Raw genomic sequence first — 26601 nt, 5'->3', positions numbered from 1 at the left:
TGAATAAGAAAGCCACGTCAATAACATTGTTCTTGATTTGGATCGAACGTTCCCATAATCCTTTCAGACAACCGATTGCCATTGAAAGTGTGTCCAATATTAGAATCCATCATATTTATTTCACTAACTGGTTTTCCATCTTTGTCTATATAAAAGGCTTTTTCTTTGTGCCACCCTAAATCTGTAACTAATTTGTATGGTGATGAAGTTAGAAGACTTCCGTTTTCAGGTACTGCCAATAGCAAGATATCATCTATGATTTCCAGTTCTTTCTCTTTAGGTTGGTTAAAATAAATATTAAAACATCCTTTAAAACCTTCTGGTAAATGATAAACAACGGTAGTGTCATTGCTTGGTTTACATATCCACCATACTAGTAATACCGTCAGAACAAAACTAATTAATAGCCATATTTTCTTCCCCATATTACTACCCCCAATCACTGATTACTGAAATCCAAATAGTCGCTTTAATAATGTTTTCTTGTTCAACCAACCTGCTGCGTTAGTTTAAGTACATTCCTTCACAAATTTATCCTCATTTTAACATAAATATCCAGTTGAATTGTGCTAATTTAATCAGATGTGGAGTAGGTGCCAGCATCCAATTTTTCGGTGTAACACCCTCAATACAACTAATTAATACAATCCTTATCGTACTCTGAATGTTTTTATTTGAAATTATTTAAAGTATGTGTATAATTTCAGGTAACTGCATATCAAAAATGTTTTCTAGGGTTCCGCAACCATTAGTGTTGGTCTGGTCCGAGAGAAAACTCGCAGCTCTGCTGTGTCACGGAAGGATAAAAGCCTGGGAGAAACTGTTTAACAGTTTTCTTCCAGGCTTTTTTATATATATTCAAATAGGAGGCATTATTACGATGAAAATCGAGTGGTTGAAGGTATATGTGGCAGCATTTTTTGAAGTTTTTTGGGTGATTGGCTTAAAGCATGCCGATGACGGTTGGGGTTGGGCAGGAACGATTCTTGCAATAATTATTAGTTTTTACCTCATGATTATGGCTGGACGGAAACTACCTGTAGGTACTGTTTATGCTGTCTTTGTGGGAATGGGTACAGGCGGGACAGTTTTATCAGAAATTATCTTTTTTGGGGAATCCTTTCAAGTATCTAAGGTCTTGATGATTTTAATTTTATTGGCAGGAGTAATAGGTTTGAAATTAGTGACAGATGATAAGCAGGAAATAGGAGGGGGATCTTAGATGGCGTGGATTTCTTTAATTATTGCAGGGTTATTTGAAATGTTTGGAGTTGCAATGATAAACAAGTTGCATAAGAATCGGAACTGGCAATCCTTCGTTTTACTATTCATTGGTTTTGGAGCAAGCTTTTGCTTTCTCACCTATGCGATGAAGACGCTACCTATGGGGACTGCTTATGCGATTTGGACGGGAATTGGTGCTTCTGGCGGAGCTATACTAGGGATGCTTTTTTACAATGAATCTAAAGACTGGAAGCGTATTATTTTTATAGCAATGGTGTTAGGGGCAGCAGTAGGATTAAAGCTGGTTTCATAGCATTTATTCAACGTTAGTTACAATGCTCTTTCTTTCATTCATTGACACTCGTTCTCTTAAAACATATGATTTAGGTAAATAGAAAGAAAATTTAGATTTTTAAGAGGTTGGTGACGTTTTAGATGCAGAGTACTATGTTGGAATATGCCAAAAAATTAGATGAACAAGATGCTTTGGGAATGTATAGAGATGAATTTTATGTGCAACCAGATGTCATTTATATGGATGGGAATTCCCTCGGATTACTATCTAAGCGAGCAGAAAAGTCAGTATTGTCGTTACTAGATTCATGGAAACAATTTGGAATAGACGGATGGACACAAGGGGAGCATCCATGGTTTTATTTCCCTGAAACATTAAGTGAGATGTGTGCCCCGTTAGTGGGCGCTATAAAGGAAGAGGTTATTATTACTGGCTCTACAACAGCAAACTTACATCAATTAATTGCTAGCTTTTATCGACCAGATGGAAAGCGAACGAAAATAGTAGCGGACGAACTAAACTTCCCTTCCGATTTATATGCAATTAGTAGTCAGCTGTCCTTGCATGGTTTTGACTCGAAGGAACATATGATAATAGTGAAAAGTAGGGATGGTCATACGTTACACGAAGAAGATATTATAAACGCAATGAACGAGGAAGTTGCATTAATGATACTACCTAGTGTGCTATATCGAAGTGGTCAAATAGTAGATATCCAAAAGCTTACTGAAGCGGCACATAAGCGAAATATTATGATTGGTTTCGATTTATGTCATTCAATTGGATCTATCCCACATGAGCTAGATAAGTGGGGAGTGGATTTTGCTTTTTGGTGTAACTACAAGCATGTGAATGGCGGTCCAGGAGCAACTGGTGGCATTTATGTCAATCGCAAGCATTTTGGTGGAAAGCCTGGACTTGCAGGTTGGTTCGGATCCGATAAAGAGAAGCAGTTCGATTTATCCAATCAGATGATTCCAGCAGCTGATGCGGGTGCCTATCAAATTGGAACTCCGCATATTTTAAGCAGTGCACCTTTACTTGGTTCGTTGGAAATGTTTAATGAAGTTGGAATTGATGCTATTCGTGAGAAGTCATTAAAGCTGACCGATTATATGATGATGCTAGTTGAGCGAGAGTTAGCGGATTATAATTTTGTCATAGCCAATCCTCGTGAGTCGGTGAAGCGAGGTGGTCATATCTTTTTAGTTCATGAAGAAGCAGCCCGTGTATGCAAAGCATTAAAAGTACAGCAAGTTATTCCTGATTTTCGCTCGCCAAACGGCATTCGTCTGGCACCAGTTGCTTTGTATAACTCCTTTGAGGATGTGTGGAGGACTGTACAAATATTAAAAAAGATTATGACGGAAGAGCTTTATAAAGAATATGAAAATAAACGTGACGTCATTGCTTAAATAAGGAGGGATTGCATGCCAGATGACAAGAAGGAAAGTGGAATTCATACAGATTTTAGCGAGGATATGACATATAGTGAATACTTGCAACTGGGTAATTTATTGGCTAGTCAAAAAAGACTATCAGGGCATCACGATGAAATGCTTTTCATCATTATCCACCAGGTCAGTGAGCTTTGGATGAAGCTGATTCTACATGAACTAACTAGTGCTATTCAATCCATTCAAGCGGATCAAATGCAAGCTGCGTTTAAAATGCTAGCACGAGTGACTAAAATTCAAACACAAATTATTCAGGCTTGGGATGTTCTTTCGACACTAACACCTGCCGAGTATTTAGAGTTTCGGGATAAGCTTGGGAAGTCGTCTGGTTTTCAATCTTTTCAATACCGAAAAATAGAATTTGCACTCGGGTATAAGACAAAGCACGTACTGAAGATTTACGAGCAGGAGAAAGAATTGTATGAGGATTTGAAAGGTGCCTTTCATGCACCGAGTATTTATGATGTTTCGATTCAGGCATTGTCTCGAGCAGGATTTGCGATAAATTCTCAGTTGTTGAATCGAGATTATTCTATTACATATCTGGGCGATGAATCGGTTGCGAAGGCATGGAAGGAAGTTTATCGGAACGTCGATCAATACTGGAATTTGTATCAATTAGCAGAAAAGCTAGTAGACGTCGAGGATTGGCTTCAGCAGTGGCGCTTTCGCCATATGAAAACGGTGGAACGAATAATAGGTTTTAAAAAAGGCACTGGAGGTTCATCTGGTGTGAATTATTTACGGCATGTATTGGACCATCGTTTCTTCCCAGAGCTCTGGGATTTACGTACAACTTTATAGGGGGTTATAGACATGGGAAATAAATGGATTGATATTACACAAACAATCTCCACTCGAATAGCAACTTGGCCAGGGGATACTCCTTTTGAATATGAACTAATCGCTACGAAGGAAGAAGGGGGTGCTGCAAATGTCGGGACGATTAAAGCAAGCTTGCATACTGGAACTCATGCAGATGCACCATTTCATTATGTAAATGAAGGCGAAACAGTAGATATGCTTGACGTAAATCTGTATATTGGTCGTGCAAAAGTGGTGAGTGTCGTTGGAGCTTCTGAAATAGGTAGAGAGGAATTAGAAGCCTTTGATTTGACGGGTGTTGAGCGCTTGCTTTTAAAAACAACGAACACTTCAACCCCTGAAAAATTTCCTGACAGGATTAATACATTGCGAGAAAATATTGGCCCGTTTTTAAAGGGAAAAGGTATTTTTCTAATAGGTACGGACCAACCGTCTGTGGATAGTATAGAAAGTAAAGAGCTGTTGGCTCACCATTCACTGTTTAAACATAATGTATATATTATAGAAAATCTCTTGCTGGAAAATGTGGAGCCCGGTGATTATGATTTAATCGCTCTGCCCTTGAAAATAGAGGGAGCAGATGGAAGTCCGATCCGTGCTGTGTTGAGAAAAGTGGAATAACAGATATAAGTAAAAATAGGAAGGAGGAATAAGAATGAAAAGATTTTTATTCCTATTCATTTCCACAATAGTAATTGGCATGATCTTTTATTTTGGGATAGGTTATCAAGCGGCATTGAGAGAACAAGCGGCCATCATATTTGATATGAAACCTTATATAACATTTGCAAGTATTTTTCCGATATTCATTGGATTACTGTTGCGATTGCCAAAATTGATTATTGAAATTAAAGATAAAAAGAAATGGACGTTTGACTGGATGAAGGTCCTCGTAATTGGAATTCCATCTCTTTATATAGCAATCATTCATCTTCTAGCATTTGTTATCGGAACGAATTTGTTAATTTCAAAAACGTTTCTGCTGTTAGGTGACTTATCATTCACAGGAATAGCTGGTGTAATATTTGGTTATGTTTTGTTAGATAGCTTGAAAAGTAATGAAACCTCGACAAGCAAGGTGCTTTAGAAAAAAGCACCGTATCCCAAAAGTTAATAATCCATTTGACGCAAATACAAAAGTAGTTCATTTTCATTAATTTTTTTAATCTTATACTTACGGATTTGGTTTTCAATTTTCTTTTGCTCGGCATCTTTCCTACTGAACAGGTTTGCTAATTGAAAAATTGCTTCCGCTAGAATAGTTACTGTTCCAGCAGAACCCAGTTCCATTCCTAGTGTTTCTGTTTCTGAAAGCTGTGCTTCAGCAAATTTATCTATTTCCTTTTTATATTCACCTTTAATCACAATATGAGTTTCTTTATTTTTAAAAGCTAATAGTAGATCTTCAACATTAAATGCTTCAAAGTATGAATTTTCTTGTTCTAGCCGTACTAACTCTTCTAAAACAGTACCTTCACTCTTCTCTACTGTTTTAGCAATTGCCTGTATCGTTTTAACGGAATAACTGCTTATATTTTTTTTGTTTACAGTTGCAAGCATTTGTTGACTCAATCCAGTTTCTTTGAATACATCGTATCGTTTCTTCCCGTTTTGTTGTAGATAAATATCTAAAAGACCCATTTTAAGTATCCTCCCTTTACTAAAATATTTTTTACTAAACTATATTTTAGTATATGTAAAAGTTTGAGGGAGATGCAAGCAATAAATTTAAATATGAAGTAACAAAAGAGGACATAATAAAAAGGACCTTGTAGGGCCTTTTTATTTTTAACTTTATAAAAATGCCCAAATTGCTATCAGCAAACAGAATGCCGATAGGATAAAAAAGATAATAAATGTTTGCCTATTTCTTCGAGTTTTATATCCACAAACTCCAAAGAATAGTGCGGCAGCCAGTTTGGAAATGCCCTCATAATAGTCATTTTCAGAAAAGTAGGAACTACTAAAAATGATTGAAGTTAGGAAAGTAATGGTAATAACAGCTTTAAACCAGACAGGTTGATTTAAAAATAGTTTCCACATGAATTTTACCCTCTGCATGCTTATTATCTCCTCCTATTCATATTTACTACTAAACAATGCCTTTTGAACTAACTTCTCTATTTGTTCATAATTTACTTTCAGACAGTGAGGTAAATCATATCCGATATTTTTAAAAACACTTATACTAGTGGTATGAATTGAAATGAGGAGTGGTAACGGGTGAAAAAAGTAGTTGTCATAGGTGGAGGAATAACAGGACTTTCTACGATGCATTATTTGCAAAAGCTTAAAAAGGTAAAGTCTTTAGATTTAGAACTAGTACTAGTTGAAGCAAATGAGTTTTTAGGTGGTAAGATACATACGAAGCAGCAAGACAACTTCATCATGGAGGTTGGTGCGGATTCAATTGTTGCGAGGGACGAAGCAATCACACAATTAATAGAAGAGTTGCAGCTTGAAGGCGAAAAAGTGTACAACTCAACAGGCATTTCCTACATTTTCACAAACAATGAGCTACATGCGATTCCAGCAGACACTGTATTCGGTATTCCCACAAGCATCGAGTCGTTAAATAGCAGTACGCTAGTGTCGGATGCTGGGAAAAAAGAAGCATTAAAGGATTTGGAATTACAAAATGAAACCTTCACGAAGGAAAGCTCTGTTGGTTCATTTTTAGAATATTTCTTAGGGAAAGAATTAGTGGAAAAGCAAATTGTCCCTGTGCTATCAGGTGTATACTCCGGAGATTTGGACAAGCTCACTATTGCTACAACTCTGCCTTACTTAATTGATTATAAAAATAAGTACGGCAGTATTATTAAAGGGTTAGAGGAAAACAAAGCGAAATTTCAAGCTGCCGCAAACAAAAAGTTTATTTCTTTCCAAAATGGGCTTTCCACTCTTATCGATCGCTTAGAGGAAGTGCTGAGCGAATCTACGATTATAAAAGGTGTGGCAACGCAAAAAGTGGAAAAGAAGGATGGCCGATATATGGTTTTATTGGCTAATGGAGAAATGATTGAAGCAGATAGTGTAGTGCTCGCTGCACCTCATCAAGTGGCGCAGGAAATTCTTCAGGATGACCAGTTGGATACTGATTTCGACAAGCTTAAAAATTCATCCCTTATTAGCATCTACCTCGGCTTTGATATTCCAGATGAACAGCTTCCAGCAGAAGGCACCGGTTTTATCGTCTCTGAAAATAGCGATGTGAAATGTAATGCTTGCACTTGGACAAGTCGTAAATGGACACACACCTCTAAGGACAATCAATTGCTTGTTCGAATGTTCTATAAGAGCGCAAGTCCAGCCTTTGAAAGTATGAAAAATATGACTGAAGAAGAGCTGGTAGAAGTTGCCCTCCAAGATATTGAAATGAGCATGAAATTAACGGGCAAGCCTCATGTAATAGAAGTAACAAAATGGAACGATCAAATGCCGAATTATCATCTCGCACATGGAGGGGCGATTCAATCATTAACAGCTAAAATGGCAAATTCAATGCCAAACGTATTGCTTGCAGGCTGTTCTTATTATGGAGTTGGAATTGTCGCTTGTATCAAGAACGGTAAAGAAACAGCAGAAAATATAATCAATTCAATAGTTGAGTAAGTTTCCGGGCCAAAATTCAATTTTGGCCTTTTTTTTATGGGGAAAATGGAATAGTCGGTTATTTAGTAAAATTTACATTTTCTTTAGTTGTGATACGATGCGGGTGGAGGTGATTTGTGCTGAGAGATATGGATTCACGAGAATACAATTTAATTGGTCTCCAAATGTTAGGGAAACGTTTAAATGAAACACATCCGCAAAAGGAAATAATTATTGCAAAAGCAAAGGCCGCAAAAGCTGGTTTGCATGGAGAACGTAAAATAAGTGAAGTGTTTGAAAAATATACATTTCCTTTTGAATACCTTCTGGTAGAAAACATTGGATTGAATTCAAATGGTTACTTTCAAATGGATGCAATTTTTCTTACTCCCTATTTTTTGGTGATTCTAGAAAGTAAAAATATAAACGGAAAGTTATTTTTCAAACAAAATCCTGCAATGTTAGAGAGGGAAACAGCCGAAGGAAAAATCGATGTTTTTGAAAGTCCAGAAATTCAATTATCAAGAAATATTTATTTACTTCAAGAATGGCTTGGTAAACAAGTAATGACTATCCCAATACACGGAGTGATTGTTCTGAGCAATCCGAAAGTGAGAGTAATAGAACCCCCGAAAAAACATAGTGCTATTCTTCCACAAACTATCCCAGTCTACTTACGAAATCTTCCTCGTGAAAATGTATATTTTGATTCGGGTGATATGGAGAAATTTTGCAGTCAAATAAAAGTCGGTCAACAAGCCTATATTCCCTTTCCAATGTGTGTACGCTGGGGAATTAATCCTGAAGACCTGCGGAGTGGAGTCTGCTGTGAAAACTGCAATTTTCATGGAATGATAAAAAGAAAAAGTGGTTGGATTTGCCCTAGCTGTGGTCATTTCGATAAGTTTGCACATGAAAAAGCTATTAGAGATTGGTTTATGCTAATTAGTGATACTATAACGAACAAACAATGTAGAACATTTCTCCATTTAGAATCAAGCGAGATCGCACATAGACTTTTGCAATCAATGAATCTAATCCAGACAGGAACTTCAAGAAATAGAAAGTATAAGTGGGTTTGGTGAAAGAAACACCTGAAAGTTTGTTAGAATCACCTGAATGTAGAAGAGAATCACCAGAATGTACTCAAGAATCGCCGGAATGTCCAATAGAATCACCCGAAAGAACCAAAAAATCACCGGAATCGCCCCCGCCATCCCCAAAAAATCAATAGAAAATTCAAAACACTCTTGACGCTTTAGTTGAATAAAGGTACGATATGTCTAATTAGAAAATTGAATAATGAAATTCTTATCAAGAGAAGCCGAGGGACTGGCCCTACGACGCTTCAGCAACCAGCCATATTGGTCAGGTGCTAAATCCAGCAGACTTTGCAAAAGTTTGGTAGATGAGAAGGTAGTATCTTGCATACACGTAAAGCCTTCTTTTTATAGAAGGCTTTTTTATATGGGAAAGGATGGATACAGGATGGGTTTATTAGAAAAATTGGAGACGTCAATATTGACGGCCGATGGAGCGATGGGAACACTACTTTATTCGTACGGTATTGACTATTGCAATGAGGAACTAAATATTCAGAAGCCGGAAATTATTGAGAAGATTCATCAGGACTATATTGTGGCTGGAGCAGATATTATTCAAACGAATACATATGGGGCGAATGCCATTAAACTGGCGCGCTACGGATTAGAAAATCAAGTAAAAGAAATAAATGAAGCGGCCATCCAAATTGCGAAAAGAGCTGCAGCACCGGGCAATCAATTTGTCCTCGGGACGATTGGAGGTATTCGTGGGATACGAAAAAGTGATGCCACACTCCAAGAAATTATCCATTCACTTGACCAGCAGGCACTCAACTTATTAGCCGGTGATCCAGATGGTCTATTACTCGAAACCTATTATGATTTGGAAGAATTAAAGACTACTGTGACTCATCTTCGTACACTAACGGATATCCCAATCATTGCCCAAGTATCTATGCATGATCCTGGTATTTTGCAAAATGGCTTATCGCTGAATGATGCACTACATCAGCTAGAAGCAATTGGAGCGAACATTGTGGGAGTCAACTGTCGACTCGGTCCCCATCATACCATTCAAGCGTTTGAGGGAGTAAAGCTTCCGGAAAAAGCATTCCTATCAGCTTATCCCAATGCCAGTCTGCTTGATATAGATGAAGGAAGAATTGTCTATGAGTCTGATGCAGATTATTTTGGGAAGGCTGCGTTATATTTGAGGGATGCAGGGGTCCGATTAATAGGAGGTTGCTGTGGGACGACACCAAAGCATATTGAAGCAGTGAAAAAACATATTGGTCATTTAGCGCCTATTACAAATAAAGTAGTAACGAAGAAAAAGCCGATCATTATTCAAGATGCCAAGCCGACTAACACAAAACCGTTACATGAAAAGGCGAAGACAGAACGAACGATTATCGTAGAATTAGATACCCCTCGTCACCTTGATACAACTACCTTTATGGAAGGGGCGGAAAAGCTATATGCGGCTGGAATTGATGCAGTGACGATGGCAGATAATTCACTGGCTTCTCCACGAATTAGCAATATGGCAATGGGTTCGATGTTAAAGTATGAAAATAATATCCGTCCACTTGCACATATTACATGCCGTGACCGTAATTTAATCGGTCTCCAATCTCATCTTATGGGACTGGATGCACTTGGCATTCATGATATTCTTGCGGTAACTGGAGATCCAACCAAAATCGGTGATTTCCCAGGTGCCACGAGTGTTTATGATGTATCTAGTTTAGAGCTACTTCAGCTGATCAAACAATTAAACGAAGGAATTTCTTTCTCAGGAAAGTCACTTCGTAAAAAAGCGAACTTCTCTGTAGCCGCTGCATTTAATCCAAATGTTCGTGTGCTTGATCGTGCAGTTAAGCGACTTGAGAAGAAAATTGAATGTGGAGCAGATTATTTTATCACTCAGCCTGTTTATTCAAAAGAAAAAATGCATGAAATATATGAAGCCACAAAACATTTATCGACGCCAATTTTTATCGGAATTATGCCACTAACTAATAGTCGGAATTCTGAATTCCTTCATAATGAAGTGCCCGGAATCAAGTTGTCCGAGGAAGTACTGGAGCGGATGCGTTTATGTGGGGAGGATAGAGAGCGTGCTACTGCAGAAGGTATTCAGATTTCGAAGGAACTAATCGATACTGCAGCGGAACTATTTAACGGAATTTATATTATTACACCATTTTTCCGATATGACATGTCCCTTGAGTTAATTCATTATATTCAAGAAATTGATCGTAAGAAAGAGAGAGAATTCAGCTATGTCCAAACATCTAATTGAGCAACAACTCCAAGAGAGAATATTAATAATTGATGGTGCAATGGGAACGATGATTCAAAATGCGGATCTTAGTCCTGAGGATTTCGGAGGAGAAGAATACGACGGCTGTAATGAGTATTTAAATATCATCAAACCGGATGTGATTGAACATGTCCACCGTGCATATTTAGAGGCTGGAGCAGATATCATTTGTACGAATACTTTTGGTGGCACTCCAGTAGTGTTAAATGAATATGATCTTGGTGATCAGGCGCATGATATTAACTTTCGTGCTGCCAAGCTTGCAAAGGTCTGTGCAGAGGAATATTCTACGTCTGATTGGCCGCGGTTTGTAGCAGGGGCGGTGGGACCAACGACCAAAACGTTGTCAGTCACTGGTGGTATTACATTTGATGAACTTACAACCGACTTTTATGTGCAGGCAAAGGCTTTAGTAGAAGGTGGAGTAGATGTTATTTTATTGGAAACTAGCCAGGATATGCTGAACGTAAAAGCTGCAACAATTGGTATTAATCAGGCATTTGAGGAACTGGAAAAAGAGCTGCCAATTATGATTTCTGGAACTATAGAGCCAATGGGAACGACACTTGCGGGACAAAGTATTGAAGCATTTTATATTTCCATCGAGCATATTAAGCCACTTTCTGTCGGCTTGAATTGTGCGACGGGTCCTGAATTTATGACGGATCACATTCGTTCGCTATCGGAACTATCAGATGGCTACATAAGCTGTTACCCAAATGCTGGGTTGCCAGATGAGGAAGGACATTATCATGAATCACCGGAATCACTATCTAAAAAACTCCGTGGTTTTGCAGAAAAAGGCTGGTTAAATGTGGTTGGTGGATGCTGTGGAACGACACCAGCTCATATACAAGCAGTGCGTGAGGCAGTAAAGGATTTAGCACCACGTAAGCCTGCAGAGACAGGTCGCCAAGGACATGTCGTATCTGGCATCGAACCTCTTCAATATGACGAATCCATGCGTCCGTTGTTCATAGGAGAACGAACAAATGTAATAGGCTCTCGTAAATTCAAACGTTTAATCGTTGATGAAAAGTTTGAAGAAGCCTCTGAAATTGCACGAGCACAGGTTAAAGGTGGAGCTCACGTTATCGATATTTGCCTAGCGAATCCTGACCGAGATGAACTGGAGGACATGACTAACTTCATGAAAGAAGTAGTGAAAAAAGTGAAAGTTCCTCTTGTTATTGATTCGACGGATGAGAAAGTGATAGAAGCAGCACTTAAGTATTCGCAAGGAAAAACAATCATCAACTCTATTAACTTGGAGGATGGTGAAGAACGCTTTGAAGCGGTAATGCCTTTAGTGAAAAAATACGGTGCAGCAGTAGTAGTTGGTACCATTGATGAAACTGGAATGGCGGTAACACGAGAGCGGAAGTTAGAAATTGCAGAGCGTTCTTATGATTTATTAGTAAATAAATGGGGACTTGCACCAGAGGATATCATATTTGATCCACTTGTTTTCCCAGTCGGAACAGGGGATCAGCAATACATCGGATCAGCAGTAGAAACGATTGAGGGCATTCGTCTAATAAAAGAAAAAATGCCACGAGCATTGACTGTTTTAGGAGTTAGTAATGTATCCTTTGGTCTTCCACCAGTTGGTCGCGAAGTATTGAATGCTGTTTACTTATACAACTGTACGCAAGCGGGTTTAGACTATGCCATTGTAAATACGGAGAAGCTTGAAAGATATGCTTCTATTCCTAAACAGGAAATCGATATGGCCAATGAGCTATTATTTACAACGACCGATCAAACTCTTGCTGATTTCACTGATTTTTATCGTGATAAAAAGAAAGAGAAGACCGAGGCTGATATTCCAAAAACAGTGCCAGAACGTCTTGCTTATTATGTTATTGAAGGAACGAAAGAAGGGCTGATCCCAGACTTAGAGGCTGCACTTCAAATGTATGACGCACCGCTAGATGTCATTAATGGTCCATTGATGAAGGGGATGGCCGAGGTAGGTCGTCTATTTAATGACAATCAGCTAATAGTTGCTGAGGTTCTGCAAAGTGCTGGTGTGATGAAGGCATCTGTAGCCTATTTGGAGCAGTTTATGGAGAAAAAAGAGGATGATTCTGGTAAGGGCAAAATCGTTCTTGCGACCGTTAAAGGCGATGTGCATGACATCGGAAAAAACCTTGTTGATATTATATTGAGTAATAATGGATATAAAGTAATTGATGTAGGTATCAAAGTAACTCCTGCAACTTTGATAGAGGTTATACGGAAGGAAAAGCCTGATATGATCGGACTTTCTGGACTACTTGTAAAATCTGCCCAGCAAATGGTCATCACTGCGCAGGATTTTAAAGAAGCAGGTATTGACGTACCTATACTTGTAGGGGGAGCGGCACTTTCCCGTCGTTTTACAGAAACGAAGATATCGGCTGAATACGATGGTCCAGTCCTATATGCGAAAGATGCCATGCAGGGACTAGACCTTGCCAATCGATTGCAAAATGAAGAGGATAAAGTGACTTTGTTGGGTGAGCTAGAAGTTCAGCAAGAGAAACGAAAAATAGCGGAAGCCAATCGAGCGAACAAACAGGCGGTAGCTGTTTTAGAAAAACCAGTGAAAACTGTTCGAGAAGATGTTCAGGTATATGTACCAAAGGATGTTCGACGTCATCTATTAAAAGATTATTCGGTTTCCCACCTACATCCATATGTGAATATGCGGACACTAATTGGTCATCATTTAGGGTTAAAGGGGTATAACGATAAATTATTAGTAGAGGGTGATGAGCGTGCAACTGGATTGCATGAATTAGTCACAGCGTACTTAAAATCCGACATTCTGAAGCCACAGGGCATGTATCAATTTTTCCCTGCCCAATCAGATGGCGACGATGTAATAATTTATGACCCAGTCGATGCAAAAACAGAAATCGAACGATTCACATTCCCTCGCCAATCCGTCGAGCCATTCCTTTGTTTAGCCGATTATTTAAAATCGGTGGATAGTGGAGAAATGGACTACGTAGCATTTATGCTAGTAACCGCAGGACATGGAGTTCGTGCGGCAGCGGCAGAACTGAAGGAACAAGGTAAATTTTTGGAAAGCCATGCGTTGCAGGCAACTGCGCTTGAATTGGCAGAAGGTTTTGCCGAACGTATACATCAAGAAATTCGAGACCAATGGGGATTCCCAGACGCAACGGATTTCACAATGCGAGACCGCTTTGCCGCAAAATACCAAGGGCAGCGTTTCTCCTTCGGTTATCCAGCCTGCCCTAACTTAGATGATCAAGCAAAACTGTTTAGTCTGATCAAACCCGAAGATATTGGAGTACAGCTCACAGAGGAATTCATGATGGAACCAGAAGCATCTGTTTCTGCCATTGTATTTGCACATCCAGACGCACGATATTTTGTCGTAGACTAATAAGAAAGCACTGCCATCACCTTGGCAGTGCTTTTTCGCGTAGATATTGGTGCATCGATCGATAGTTAGGGATAATCGATCAATGCAGCATTAAAATCGATCGATCGCGACTAATAATCGATCGATCGCGACTAATAATCGATCGATCAAGCAATAACATCGATCGATGGCACACGATAATCGATCAACCAGTCGATCACTCGACCAAAGATGTACCATGCTTTACACGTTTTAATGAAGCAACGATAATCACACTAATAATCACAAGCAAAAACCACGAGCTAATTTTCCCAATATGGACGAGCGACCAGGTCACTGCTTGGTTCGGATATTGCCACGCGCCTAAAAAAGTTACGATATTCTCCGCAATCCAGATAAAAAATCCAATCAATACAAAAGCAACAATCATTGGCATTTTATATATTTTTTCCCTCAACTCAAAAGTCACTATAGTACGCCAAAAAATAATTAAAAGTAAGCATTTAAGAATCCAGCGAATATCGTAGGTGAAATGATGCGTGAAAAAATTGAAATAAATTAAAACGCTAATTCCAACGGCCCAAATTGGCTTTGGCCAATTATACATATTCAAATTCATCTTTCGCCAGCTCTGACAAATATAGCTCGCAACACTCGCATACATAAACCCACTATATAGAGGCACTCCACCGATCTTGCTAAATGCCTCCTCTGGGTAAGCCCATGAGCCCATATGCACCTTATATAATTCTAAACCGAGCCCAATAACGTGGAATAAACAAATAACCTTGAATTCATCCCATGTTTCTAATTTGGAAACAAGCATATAAACTTGCCCTAGCATACAAATAAGCAAAATAAAATCATACCTAGGTAGATATGGAATACTGACAAATTTAGAAAGGGCTAGGGCGGTGAATATAATTACAGGAAATACACAACAAAGCGCCTGTAAATACGCAAATAGTAGAAGGTTACGCATAGGAGTACTCCTTTTAAATAGATATACGATTATGGACGAAAGTAAAGGATAATGGTTCAATCTTATAACATTAAGTTGTTATCTGAACATAAAAAAAGCTGGTCTTGACGGATGTCAGGACCAACCAAAATTATTTTTTGTCTAAATTTACTTCAGATGCTTCGACTTTCTTATCATCTTTTTCATCATCATTTATAATATCTCGAGTCGAGGTTTTGAATTCTTTTAACGTTTGTCCAACTGCTTTGCCTAGCTGAGGTAACTTAGATGGACCAAAGATTATCAAAGCAATAATTAATACAAGAATTAAACCGGGTATTCCTATGTTTGGCATAGAATCTCCTCCTTCTATATGTAGAATCGTTCTTAATATACCACATTTGGAGAAAAAAAGAGAGGTCTACGTCTTAGGTCTTAGTCATTTTCCACCTTAAGTACGTATGGATTAATTACTGAATAGAGGATGATTAACCTAATAGAAATGAGGCGAAAATGTCCTTTGAGAACGGGGTGGAAAAATGGGGAAGAAGATTTATATTATTCTTAGCAATACTGGTACATTATTTTCAAAGGCTATTGGCATGTATACAAAAAAAGAGTTAAATCATGCATCCATAGCTTTCGATGAAGAGTTAATGGAAATGTATAGCTTCGGGAGGAAAAGTAGTCATAATCCATTCAACGGTGGATTCGTGAAAGAAAATCCAGTGGAAGGATTATTCCAAAGAGCTACCTGTGCTATTTATGAGTGCGAGGTTACTGATTCGGTATATATACGGATGAAACGTAAAATTCATCAAATGGAACAGCAAAAACAACTATATAAATATAATTTAATAGGGTTATTATTCATTGCGATAAATATTGAAATAGAACGTGAAAATGCATTCTTTTGTTCTCAATTTGTCGCAACGATTATGAAAGAATGTCCATCTTCGCAGCTACAGATTGCACCTCCATTGGCACAGCCACATCACTTTGAACAGCAATCATCATTAACTTTAAAATTTAAAGGAAATTTACAAACATATGTAAGCAGTAAAAGGAAAGTAGAGCAACCATTTCATGTGTCTAGTTGGAGGAAGTATGCATTTTCGATAGCTAACTATATGTAATTTTGGAATATTTACTCATTGTACTGGACAGTATAGATGTGAATGTAAATTCTATCATAATGTCTAGGAGGATGAAGAGTGACAGAAGAACAGCCAAATTATGAGACAGAAGTAGAAAATGAGGATACGCTTACGAATAGACAGGGGCATCCTGTTACGAATAATCAGCATATGAGGACGGTCGGAAACAGAGGACCAGCCACTTTAGAAAACTATGATTTCATTGAAAAGATTAGTCACTTTGACAGAGAACGAGTGCCGGAGCGGGTCGTACATGCAAGAGGTGCTGGTGCGCATGGTTATTTCGAAGCGTATGGTGCTGTTGGGGACGAGAAAGTTTCTAGATATACTAGGGCTAAATTGTTTCAGGAAAAGGGGAAGAAAACTCCTGTTTTTGTTAGATTTTCTTCTGTTATTCATGGAGGACATTCTCCCGAAACATTACGTGATCCACGTGGATTTGCTGTAAAGTTTTATACTGAGGATGGCAACTGGGATTTAGTAGGGAACAATTTGAAAATATTCTTTATTCGTGATGCGATAAAGTTTCCGGATATGATTCATGCGTTTAAGCCGGATCCTGTAACGAATATTCAGGATTCCGAGCGCTTCTTTGATTTTTGTGCGAGCTCTCCTGAGTCATTCCATATGGTCACTTTCGTTTATTCGCCGTGGGGGATTCCTGCAAATTATCGAATGATGCAGGGGTCTGGGGTGAATACGTATAAATGGGTAAACGATGAAGGAAAAGCAGTACTCGTCAAATATCACTGGGAGCCGAAGCAAGGTATTCGTAATTTAACCCAAAAGGAAGCAGAGGAAATCCAGGCGAAAAACTTTAATCATGCTACGCAGGATTTATATGACGCGATTGAAAAAGGCGATTTCCCTGAATGGGAGTTACTAGTCCAAACAATGAGTGATGATGATCATCCAGAGCTAGATTTCGATCCGTTAGATGATACGAAGCTCTGGCCAGAAGATTTATTCCCATGGAAGGCTGTTGGGAAAATGGTGTTAGATCGAAACCCGGAGGATTATTTTACGGAAGTGGAGCAGGCAGCATTTGGTACGGGAGTGCTTGTGGATGGTTTGGACTTTTCAGACGATAAAATGCTACAAGGTCGTACCTTTTCCTATTCCGATACACAGCGCCATCGTGTAGGAGCGAACTATTTGCAGCTTCCGATCAATGCACCGAAAAAACGTGTCGCAACTAATCAAAGCGGCGGTCAAATGTCCTACCGATTAGACCGAGGACCTTTTCAAAATCCGCATATCAATTATGAACCTTCTATTTTAGATGGCTTAAAGGAAGCGACTCAGGTAGGTAAAGAGTACACGCCGATGATAAAAGGAAACTTAGTTCGCGAATCCATCGATCGCCAAAGCAACACAAAACAAGCAGGAGAAACGTACCGACAATTTGAACAATGGGAAAAAACAGAGCTCATCGCAAATCTTGTCAATGACCTCTCTGCCTGTGATCCACGAATTCAAGAAAAGATGATTGCTCTCGCGGAAGAAGCAGATGAAGACTATGGTCGACAGTTAAGAGAAGGACTTGCTCACGCCAAAAGTAATGGTTCCTCTCAAAAACCGTTAGGAAATAAAGACGGAAACAAAGCACCAGAACAAGCAGTCAATAAAAGTCATGAATCCGATCCCTATTAATAATAATCGCCCTGCTCTACTTGGAGCAGGGTTTTCTATTGGTGACTCCAACTTAACTGGTATATAATAATACAAATTAGTTTAATAGGAATAGTAAGAGGAGGAGCGAATAGTATGTCAAAAATATATATAATCCATGAAAACGATGAATGGACGGTACACTTAACAAAACGATTAGAAGAATTGAATCTTCCCTATGGATCGTGGCACCTAGATCAAGGAATTGTAGATTTAACAGCAGCCCCTCCAGAAGGTGTTTTTTATAACAGAATGAGTGCTTCTTCACATACACGTGGTCATAGATACGCACCTGAACTGGCTGGAGGAGTAATTTCTTGGCTTGAGTTTCATGGGAGAACTGTATTTAATGGAACAAAAGCGTTAAGTTTAGAGCTAAGTAAAATCAATCAATACACGGCATTAGAAGCAAGTGGGATCAAAACGCCAAAAACGATTGCGGCTGTGGGCAGTGAACAAATCATATTAGCTGCTCAAAAACTAGGGAAGACACCATTTATCACGAAACATAATCGTGCAGGTAAAGGACTTGGTGTACAATTATTTCAAACAGTAGAAGCATTAGAAGCTTATGTGAATGGACCATTATTCGAAGAACCGGTTGATGGAATTACGCTTATACAAGAATATATTCAATCACCAAATTCTTATATTACGAGAGCGGAGTTTATTGGTGGAAAATATTTATATGCAGTGAGAGTCGATACTTCGGAAGGGTTCGAGTTATGTCCTGCTGACTCTTGTCAAATTGGAGATGCGTTCTGCCCAGTGGGAGAAGAACCTGCTATGAAATTTGAAATCAAAGAAGATATAAGCGCAGATTGGATCGAGCGTTACGAAGCTTTTCTGAAAGCTAGTAAAATTGATGTGGCAGGCATTGAATTTATTCGTGATACAAATGGTGAAGTATATACGTATGATGTGAACACAAATACAAATTACAATGCGGATGCAGAAGCTAAAGCAGAGAAATACGGCATGCTAGAGCTTGCTAAGTTTTTAGGGGCTGCTTTAGAAAAATCTAAAGTAAGCGTTTAACAGTAAGGATCGTCTTTTTGGTTGGTTTATGGACCAAGGAGGCAGTCCTTTTTTTATTAACGGAGTTTATATAAAACAGAAGAAGGAAATAGATTAGTTGGGAGGTTTTACAATGAAAAAATTCGATGCAGTTATTATTGGCTTTGGTAAAGGTGGGAAAACTTTAGCTTCCGAGCTTGCAAAAAATGGTAAGAAGGTTGCGGTGATTGAGAAGTCCTCAGAAATGTACGGAGGAACATGTATAAATATTGCATGCATTCCCACCAAATCGCTTGTTCATTCTGCCGACAACAGAAAGTATTCCAATACATCTAAAGAGGAATTTTATACAAATGCAATTCATCGAAAAGATGAATTGACTTCTGTATTGCGAGATAAAAACTTTCATATGTTAGCTGATCAAGAGCACATTACAGTCATTACTGGAGAAGCAACTTTCTTGAGTGATGAAAAAATAAAGGTGAAAACTGCCGAGGAACAATTGGAAGTTACTGCGGAACAGTTTTTCATTAACACTGGTGCCACTCCAGTTGTGCCGCCAATCGAAGGCTTGGAGGTTGCTGATCTCATCTACAATTCCACGTCCTTACAAGCGTTAGAGCAGCTTCCGGATAAACTAACTATTATTGGTGGAGGATATATCGGATTAGAGTTTGCTTCCATGTATGCAAATTTTGGAGCAGAGGTTACGGTTATTGATAGCAATGAAGAGTTTCTGCCGAATGAAGATAGGGACATGGCCAATGAAGTAAAAAAAGTACTAGAAGCTAAAAATATTAAGATTGTACAAAATAGCAAAGTGGAATCAGTGAGAAATCAAGAAGAAGGAGTAACAGTCTCATACAAAGAAGGCGATACTCTAAGTGAGTTGTATGGGAATGCAATACTTCTTGCTACTGGGAGAAAACCAAATACAGAGAACCTCGGATTAGAAAATACTTCTGTAGAAGTAAATGATCGCGGAGCAATAGTAGTGGATGATACATTAAAAACGAAAGCCAAAAATATTTGGGCGTTAGGGGACGTCAATGGAGGTCCACAGTTTACATACATTTCATTAGATGACTTCCGTATTGTAAAAGATCAGGTTTTTGGAGATGGCTCCTATACTAAAAAAGAACGGACTAACATACCATATTCTGTTTTCATCGACCCTATATTGTCTCATGTGGGACTTAATGAAAGAATGGCAAAGGAAAAAGAAATTGAATATAAGGTATTATCAATGCCAGCAGCTGGAATTCCACGAGCTCGAATATTGGAGAAAACAGATGGACTGTTAAAGGCATTAATTGACCCAAAAACGAATGAAATATTAGGATGCACACTTTTTTGTGCGGAATCCAGTGAAATGATTAATGTAGTAAGAGTGGCAATGGAGGCAAAATTACCATACACATTTTTACGTGATACGATATTTACCCATCCAACTATGAGTGAATCTTTGAATGATTTATTTAAAGGATGATTGCGGATTTCGTAATGGTTGTCGGGCTGATAAAAGGAAAGAGCGGAAGTGTAGCATAGGATGATTGGCGGATAAAGAAGAGGAATGGGCAGATAGAACAAGCTATCGAGCGTTCAACAAACTGTCTTAGTAGCTATTGCGTTATGTACTTTAAGCTGTGGCCTCCTTGTGTAATTCCTATAAAGAAATATAATAAAGGAATAGTAGTAACTTAGGGGGTATACATATGAGCTTACTTGCATTTGGAGCTATTTCACTAGTTATTTTGTTTGGATTATTTGCATTAGCTATTGCCATATTCGTATTGTTGAAGATGACTAAAAAATAACAAAACTAAAAGGACTATCAAACGCTGGGCTTTTGATAGTCCTTTTTGAGGTTCTATTTTCATTTATAAGATCCGTTCTAACCGAAATTCATACGTTGGTAGCGTCCGCGGATAATTTGGTAGACACCATATAAAATTAGTCCAATTGCTACTATAGCTAGTAAAAACTTTCCGAAGGGCTGGCTTGCTAACTCTGTTAGAGCGCCGCCAAGTCCTTTTGATTCATCGGGGTTGTTTGTGTATGCTGTGCGGATAAAGAAAAATCCGATCATACCTAGAACAATCCCTCTAGAAATCAGACCGATTTTCCCAGCTATTCTCGCTACCTTTCGTTCCGTATCATTCATTTCAAAGGTTTTGAATTCTGACATGAATTTCTCTTTCATGCCACTATAAAGTTCGTAAGCACCATAACCCATAATTATTACGCCTACTAATCCTACTACCCAAATGCCAAATGGTTGTTCCATTAACTTAGCAGAAATTGTTTTTTCCGAATTACCACCGCCAGCACTTCCCGCATGGCTCGCTAGTTTTAAAGCAACATATGCTAAATTTGCATAAATGACCCCACTAATGAAATAACCTGTTCTTTTAATAAGACCTTTCGCATCAGTTCCTACATTATCAGGATCTTTAATTGCTTTAATGAAATCCCATATGATATATCCAAATAGTCCGATTCCTATTATCCATAAGGCAATTTCCCCGAATGGCATTTCGGCAATTGATTGTAGAGCACCAGATGTTCCAGTCATTTCGCCTCCAGGTCCGAATGCCGCTAAAGCTGCGAGAACGCCAATCATTCCATACACAATACCTTTAGTCATATAACCAAAACGAGCAAAGCGACGAACCCAGGGTTTCGCTTCCTTCATTTTGTTCTTTGCATCGGATGAGATTGACGGTGAATTCATATATCGACACTTCCTCTACTAGTCTCTTATAATTCAACTTCCCCAATCTCATTCAAAAGAAACCATTATGCGTCAACCAATATTTGTTAGATTGACAGACAGTAGTATGTCTCACTATTTGCTCCCTTCATTCTGCACTTTTTTAATGCTCTATCCACAACTTTTCATTTGAACAAAGGATTTGATATGATTAACATAAAACAAGTTACATAGATTTCTATTTTGGAGGAAATAAAATGAAGTTGGTTTCATGGAATGTGAATGGCATAAGAGCCTGCGCGAAAAAAGGATTTATAGAATATTTTAAGGAAGTAAACGCGGATATATTTTGTTTGCAGGAAACTAAGTTACAGGAAGGTCAAATAGAGCTAGCTTTAGAAGGATATGAACAATATTGGAATTATGCTTTGAAAAAAGGTTATTCTGGAACAGCGGTATTTACGAAGGTAAAGCCACTGACCATAAAATATGGTGTTGGAGATCAGGATTCAGAGGATGAAGGTAGAATAATTACGCTTGAATTTGAAGAATTTTATTTGGTAAACGTCTATACGCCCAATGCAAAACGCGATTTAACGAGACTTTCTTATCGACTTGAATGGGAAGATGAAATGCGTGCTTATTTAAAAGCACTTGATGCTATTAAGCCCGTCATTATGTGCGGAGATTTAAATGTTGCTCATGCGGAAATAGACTTGAAAAATGCTAAGTCTAATAGAGGAAACTCTGGATTTACAGATGTAGAACGCAGCAAAATGACGGATTTACTGGCAGAGGGATTTGTCGATACATTTCGTTATTTTTATCCGGATACGGAAGGTGCCTATAGCTGGTGGTCCTACATGAGTAAGGTAAGAGAGCGCAATATTGGTTGGCGAATTGATTATTTTATCGCCTCTGAAAGACTTGTACCACTATTAAAGAATGCATCGATTGATTCTCATATACTTGGAAGTGATCATTGCCCTGTTATTTTAGAGTTAAAGTAAGGATTGTTGTTACGACTTAATTTAACGAAAGGGTATAATACTTTAGTCAAATGGAGTACAATATTTTTAAATCAATTATATTATGGAGGTACCAATAGATGAATGCTTTAGCAACGCAATTAAACGAGAAAATTCAAAAAGAAAATCCAGCAATTTACGATATGCTATCAGATTTAGGTAAAAACTTGTACTATCCAAAAGGAATTTTAAGTCAAAGCGCAGAAGCAGGGAAAAAAGCACATCGTTTTAATGCTACTATTGGAATAGCAACGGAGAATGGTGAGCCGATGCATTTCCGTCATATTCAAGAAAAATTAGATTATAAACCAAGTGATATATATCCATATGCAGCTCCTCAAGGTAAAGAAGCTTTACGTTCTGTATGGAAAGAGAAGCTATTAGTTGATAACCCATCGATGAAAGGAAAATCGATTGGTACACCGATTGTAACTAGTGCCCTAACACATGGTTTGAGCATCGCAGCTGATTTGTTCATGGACGAAGGTGATGTGTTAATAACACCAGTGCAATATTGGGGTAATTACAATACTGTATTCCAAGTAAGAAGAGGCGGACGTGTGGAAACATTCCCTCTATTCAATGAAGCTGGTAGTTTCCATGTGGAAGCTTTCCGTGAAACACTTGCGAAGCAAACGGAAAAAGCGATTGTGTTGTTAAACTTCCCTAATAACCCTACTGGTTATACTCCTTCAGTAGAAGAAGCAGCAGCAATTGTCCAGGTGTTGAAGGACACTGCTGAGAGTGGGTTGAAATTAGTTGTTCTATTAGACGATGCATATTTCGGCTTATTCTATGAGGACTCTATTAAAGAATCATTATTTGGTTTATTAGCTGATAGCCATGATAATATTTTACCTGTGAAAATCGATGGTGCGACGAAAGAAAACTATGTGTGGGGATTGCGCGTTGGATTTATCACCTATGCAGCTGCTCCAGATACACTGGATGCTTTAGAACAAAAAACTAAGGGTATTATTCGTGGAACTGTTTCAAGCGGATCTCATATTTCGCAGACAATTCTTTTAGAATCCCTTCAATCGGAAGAGTATTTACAAGAAAAAGAAGAAAAGTTCCAAATCATGCAAGGCCGAGCTATTAAAACGAAGCAGGTCCTAGCGGATGAAAAATATGCACCTTACTGGACATACTATCCATTTAACTCTGGTTACTTCATGTGCTTGAAGTTAAATTCAGTGGATGCTGAAACATTACGACTACATTTACTCGATCAATACGGAGTAGGCGTAATCGCAAGCAATAAAACAGACATCCGCGTGGCTTTCTCCTGTGTAGAAGAAAACGATATTCAAGAGCTATTCGATTTAATCTATGAAGGATGCAAAGACTTAACAAAATAAGATTATAGTAGGAGAAACTGTTCAAGAGTATAAACTCTTGGACAGTTTTTTTATTTGTTTCGAATTTGAAAGTGACGGCATTTCTTTCAAATTCAAAACATAAACTATTTAATAAGGGCATTTCAATAGTTTGAAGGGGGAGTCAGATGCGAAGTAGAGGATTATCGGTATCCGCACTAATCTTTATAGGTTCATTAATTACTTTAGTTGCTTTATTTATGATATATCTCGTAGTAAGTTTTGAAAACTCGGATAAAGGAAACGAAGAAGTTCCTTATGCCAGCATAACAGTAAAAGAAGAGCCAGAGAAAGAAGAAGAGAAAGAAAAATCAGAGGAAGAAGGACCAGTGAAAGAAACAAAAGTTGCACCTAGTCCATCAAATCTAGATGAAAAAGTAGAGTATGCTTCTACTGAATGGACAACACATGGTGGAGATTACTTTAACAGACGTTATTCTATGCTAAACCAAATTACTACAGAAAATATTGGGGATTTAAAACCAACTTGGGTTAGTAGCTTAGGAGGGTCCGGGGCTGAGGCGAAATACTCTGGTGAAGCAACTCCATTAGTAGTGAATGGTGTTATGTATATTGCAACTGGGGCAAATGACGTATTTGCAATAGACGCAAAAACGGGAGAACAGATCTGGGAATATAAACCAGATATTCCACAAGAGATGGATACAGTATGCTGCGGGTGGACAACTCGTGGAGTTGCAGTCGGTGATGGTAAAGTGTTTGTGGGATTACTCGATGCTCGCTTAATAGCACTTGATCAAAAAACTGGAGAAGTCTTATGGGAAACTAAAGTAGCGGAGTGGGAAGAGGGTTATACCATTACCAGTGCCCCACTTTATTATAATGGTAAAGTCTACACAGGGGTTTCTGGAGGAGAGTATGGAATTCGTGGCCGTGTGATGGCATATGATTCTGATTTAGGATTTGAGGTGTGGCGTTTTTATACAATACCAGGTCCAGGAGATATTGATGGGGATACTTGGCCATCTGATAATGATGCTTGGTTAACTGGTGGTGGACCAGTATGGAATACACCCGCAGTAGATCCAGAGCTGGGCTATATTTATTTTGCCACTGGAAATACAGGACCCGACTTAGATGGTAGCAGCCGTGAAGGGGATAACTTATACGCCAACTCGGTCGTTGCAGTGAATGCGGAAAATGGGGATTATGTATGGCATTTCCAGGAAGTGCATCATGATATATGGGATATGGATCCTACTAACCCAGTTATTTTATTTGATGTAAAAATAGACGGAGATATGCGTAAAGGTCTTGGGCAAGCGGGTAAAACTGGTTGGGTTTATCTTTTAGATCGCAGAGATGGAACACCATTAGTTGGGATAGAAGAAAAACCAGTGCCACAAGATGACCGTCAAAAAACAGCAGCTACTCAACCGTTTCCAGCCGGCGATGCATTTGTTCCGCAAGGTATAACGGAAGAAGATGTGAAAAGAGATTTAGAATCATCATTTACAGGTGAAATAGGGAGTATTTTTACACCGTTTTGGGATGTACCAATAACAATTAAACCTGGACCATTTGGAGGGGCAAACTGGCCACCTTCCGCATACAACCCTGATACGGAGTATTTTTATGTATTAGGTAATGATCACTATATGTCATTTGAAAGAAATGAATTAAGTGAATTTAAGGAAGGTGACGCTTATTTTGGGAGCGTTTTTGGACCGGTTCAAAATGCGCCAACAAGAGGAACGGTTACTGCAATTGATGTGAAAACGAATAAAATTGCTTGGCAGCAAAAATGGGATACTCTAGCTTATAGTGGTGTATTAACTACCGCTGGAAATCTAGTATTTGTTGGTCATAATGACGGCCGCTTAATCGCATTCGATGCTAAAACTGGTGATCAAGTGTGGGAATATATGATGGATGCAGGTGCAAATGCTCCATCGGTCACTTATGAAATCGATGGTGAACAGTATATTTCTATTTATGCCGCAGGGAATGCACTTGCAGGTAGTAAACACGGAGATAAAATATATACGTTTAAATTAGGTGGAAATTTGCCTGAAGGTCAAGTTATTGATGCTTCAGTTAAAGATAAAGCGCCTGAAGAAGAAAAAGGAGAAACAGTAAGTTCCGATGCTGGGCTTACTGAATATAAAAATAGCTGTATAGCATGTCATGGAGATCAAGGTGCAAATGGTCATAACGGTCCAAATTTACAAAATAGCACCATAGCAGAAAATAAAGAAGAAGTAATTGACCGCATTACAAATGGTAAAGGTGCAATGCCATCATTCAAAGATACACTTTCAGCAGAAGAAATAGATGCAATAGCAGAATACGTAGCAACTGTCATATCCCCTTTGGGCGCTAAATAATAAAACAAAAGAGAATGGCATAAAACCTATCTAGAAAATGAAAAGCCCCGGAAATTTTACGACAGTAAAATTTCCGGGGCTTTGTTTTGGTTTTATAACTCATCGATTGAAGCTACTTCTGTCCAATCTCTTTTATTTCCCTTCAGAAATATATTCGTCAGATTTTTAAACTAGTATTATTTAT

The 26601-nt window shown here is 38.5% G+C and carries 23 protein-coding genes and 2 riboswitches; of the genes, 17 read left to right on the top strand and 6 right to left on the bottom strand.

The window, feature by feature from the left end; all coding sequences use genetic code 11:
* Positions 1–17: 17 nt before the first annotated feature.
* A complete protein-coding gene (locus tag ACIQX2_RS15355) occupies positions 18–425 on the bottom strand; it encodes a DUF6843 domain-containing protein (RefSeq protein ID WP_402852251.1) in 408 nt (135 codons plus the stop codon).
* Between the two features lie 295 nt (positions 426–720).
* A riboswitch (guanidine-I (ykkC/yxkD leader) is annotated at positions 721–819 on the top strand.
* 61 nt (positions 820–880) lie between these two features.
* On the opposite strand from ACIQX2_RS15355, the gene ACIQX2_RS15350 reads away from it, so the two are divergent.
* The 6 genes from ACIQX2_RS15350 (at position 881) to ACIQX2_RS15325 (ending at position 4888) form a co-directional block, all read left to right on the top strand.
* Complete coding sequence (locus ACIQX2_RS15350) at positions 881–1222, top strand: DMT family transporter (RefSeq protein ID WP_402852249.1); 342 nt, start codon at positions 881–883, stop codon at positions 1220–1222.
* A complete protein-coding gene (locus tag ACIQX2_RS15345; RefSeq protein WP_402852246.1) occupies positions 1223–1537 on the top strand; it encodes a DMT family transporter in 315 nt (104 codons plus the stop codon). It abuts the gene before it with no gap.
* Between the two features lie 122 nt (positions 1538–1659).
* Positions 1660–2934, top strand: coding sequence for a kynureninase (gene kynU, locus ACIQX2_RS15340; protein ID WP_402852243.1), 1275 nt, complete (start codon positions 1660–1662; stop codon positions 2932–2934).
* A gap of 15 nt (positions 2935–2949) precedes the next feature.
* Positions 2950–3780 carry a tryptophan 2,3-dioxygenase gene (gene kynA / locus ACIQX2_RS15335; RefSeq protein WP_402852240.1) on the top strand — a complete coding sequence of 277 codons (831 nt, stop codon included), beginning with the start codon at positions 2950–2952 and terminating at the stop codon, positions 3778–3780.
* 12 nt (positions 3781–3792) lie between these two features.
* Positions 3793–4422, top strand: coding sequence for an arylformamidase (gene kynB / locus ACIQX2_RS15330; RefSeq protein WP_402852237.1), 630 nt, complete (start codon positions 3793–3795; stop codon positions 4420–4422).
* 34 nt (positions 4423–4456) lie between these two features.
* Positions 4457–4888: a hypothetical protein gene (locus tag ACIQX2_RS15325; RefSeq protein WP_402852234.1), complete on the top strand. Its 432-nt coding sequence runs from the start codon at positions 4457–4459 to the stop codon at positions 4886–4888.
* 23 nt (positions 4889–4911) lie between these two features.
* On the opposite strand, the gene ACIQX2_RS15320 is transcribed toward ACIQX2_RS15325, so the two are convergent.
* Together ACIQX2_RS15320 and ACIQX2_RS15315 are read right to left on the bottom strand one after the other, a co-directional pair.
* On the bottom strand, positions 4912–5442 hold the full coding sequence (locus tag ACIQX2_RS15320; RefSeq protein WP_402852231.1) for a hypothetical protein: 531 nt from the start codon (positions 5440–5442) through the stop codon (positions 4912–4914).
* A 153-nt stretch (positions 5443–5595) separates the two neighbouring features.
* A complete protein-coding gene (locus ACIQX2_RS15315) occupies positions 5596–5862 on the bottom strand; it encodes a hypothetical protein (protein WP_402852228.1) in 267 nt (88 codons plus the stop codon).
* Between the two features lie 162 nt (positions 5863–6024).
* On the opposite strand from ACIQX2_RS15315, the gene ACIQX2_RS15310 reads away from it, so the two are divergent.
* The 4 genes from ACIQX2_RS15310 (at position 6025) to metH (ending at position 14164) form a co-directional block, all read left to right on the top strand.
* Positions 6025–7416, top strand: coding sequence for a protoporphyrinogen oxidase (locus ACIQX2_RS15310; protein WP_402852225.1), 1392 nt, complete (start codon positions 6025–6027; stop codon positions 7414–7416).
* Between the two features lie 116 nt (positions 7417–7532).
* On the top strand, positions 7533–8480 hold the full coding sequence (locus ACIQX2_RS15305) for a nuclease-related domain-containing protein (protein ID WP_402852223.1): 948 nt from the start codon (positions 7533–7535) through the stop codon (positions 8478–8480).
* Positions 8481–8703: 223 nt separating this feature from the next.
* Positions 8704–8810: riboswitch (SAM riboswitch) on the top strand.
* 73 nt (positions 8811–8883) lie between these two features.
* Positions 8884–10743: a bifunctional homocysteine S-methyltransferase/methylenetetrahydrofolate reductase gene (locus ACIQX2_RS15300; RefSeq protein WP_402852220.1), complete on the top strand. Its 1860-nt coding sequence runs from the start codon at positions 8884–8886 to the stop codon at positions 10741–10743.
* Positions 10724–14164 (top strand): methionine synthase, encoded by a 3441-nt coding sequence (metH, locus tag ACIQX2_RS15295; RefSeq protein ID WP_402852217.1) that lies wholly within the window; start codon positions 10724–10726, stop codon positions 14162–14164. The genes ACIQX2_RS15300 and metH overlap by 20 nt, the downstream gene beginning before the upstream one ends.
* A 196-nt stretch (positions 14165–14360) precedes the next feature.
* Here the strand turns inward: metH and ACIQX2_RS15290 are convergent, their stop codons facing one another.
* Complete coding sequence (locus ACIQX2_RS15290; protein ID WP_402852215.1) at positions 14361–15125, bottom strand: DUF817 domain-containing protein; 765 nt, start codon at positions 15123–15125, stop codon at positions 14361–14363.
* A gap of 130 nt (positions 15126–15255) precedes the next feature.
* Positions 15256–15459, bottom strand: coding sequence for a twin-arginine translocase TatA/TatE family subunit (gene tatA / locus ACIQX2_RS15285; protein WP_402852212.1), 204 nt, complete (start codon positions 15457–15459; stop codon positions 15256–15258).
* 184 nt (positions 15460–15643) lie between these two features.
* Between tatA and ACIQX2_RS15280 the strand changes: the two genes are divergently transcribed.
* The 4 genes from ACIQX2_RS15280 to ACIQX2_RS15265 all read left to right on the top strand — a co-directional run bounded on the left by ACIQX2_RS15280 (position 15644) and on the right by ACIQX2_RS15265 (position 20438).
* Positions 15644–16240 (top strand): hypothetical protein, encoded by a 597-nt coding sequence (locus ACIQX2_RS15280; protein WP_402852210.1) that lies wholly within the window; start codon positions 15644–15646, stop codon positions 16238–16240.
* A gap of 78 nt (positions 16241–16318) precedes the next feature.
* Entirely contained in the window at positions 16319–17914 is a 1596-nt protein-coding gene (locus tag ACIQX2_RS15275; RefSeq protein WP_402852207.1) for a catalase, read from the top strand.
* A 114-nt stretch (positions 17915–18028) separates the two neighbouring features.
* Entirely contained in the window at positions 18029–18970 is a 942-nt protein-coding gene (locus tag ACIQX2_RS15270) for an ATP-grasp domain-containing protein (protein WP_402852204.1), read from the top strand.
* A gap of 112 nt (positions 18971–19082) precedes the next feature.
* Complete coding sequence (locus ACIQX2_RS15265) at positions 19083–20438, top strand: FAD-containing oxidoreductase (RefSeq protein ID WP_402852201.1); 1356 nt, start codon at positions 19083–19085, stop codon at positions 20436–20438.
* Between the two features lie 405 nt (positions 20439–20843).
* Here ACIQX2_RS15265 and ACIQX2_RS15260 read toward each other — a convergent pair whose 3' ends face one another.
* Positions 20844–21683: a DUF1206 domain-containing protein gene (locus ACIQX2_RS15260; RefSeq protein ID WP_402852199.1), complete on the bottom strand. Its 840-nt coding sequence runs from the start codon at positions 21681–21683 to the stop codon at positions 20844–20846.
* 236 nt (positions 21684–21919) lie between these two features.
* On the opposite strand from ACIQX2_RS15260, the gene ACIQX2_RS15255 reads away from it, so the two are divergent.
* The 3 genes from ACIQX2_RS15255 to ACIQX2_RS15245 all read left to right on the top strand — a co-directional run bounded on the left by ACIQX2_RS15255 (position 21920) and on the right by ACIQX2_RS15245 (position 26417).
* Positions 21920–22672 (top strand): exodeoxyribonuclease III, encoded by a 753-nt coding sequence (locus ACIQX2_RS15255; RefSeq protein WP_402852196.1) that lies wholly within the window; start codon positions 21920–21922, stop codon positions 22670–22672.
* 98 nt (positions 22673–22770) lie between these two features.
* Complete coding sequence (locus ACIQX2_RS15250; protein WP_402852193.1) at positions 22771–24051, top strand: aminotransferase class I/II-fold pyridoxal phosphate-dependent enzyme; 1281 nt, start codon at positions 22771–22773, stop codon at positions 24049–24051.
* 146 nt (positions 24052–24197) lie between these two features.
* A complete protein-coding gene (locus ACIQX2_RS15245; protein ID WP_402852190.1) occupies positions 24198–26417 on the top strand; it encodes an outer membrane protein assembly factor BamB family protein in 2220 nt (739 codons plus the stop codon).
* The last annotated feature ends 184 nt before the right edge of the window (positions 26418–26601 follow it).

It is taken from the genome of Psychrobacillus sp. NPDC096623 (assembly GCF_044762655.1).
Classification (GTDB): Bacteria; Bacillota; Bacilli; order Bacillales_A; family Planococcaceae; genus Psychrobacillus.
The sequence above is the reverse complement of the archived record's forward strand: the minus strand, read 5'-3'. Positions and strand labels throughout refer to the sequence as shown.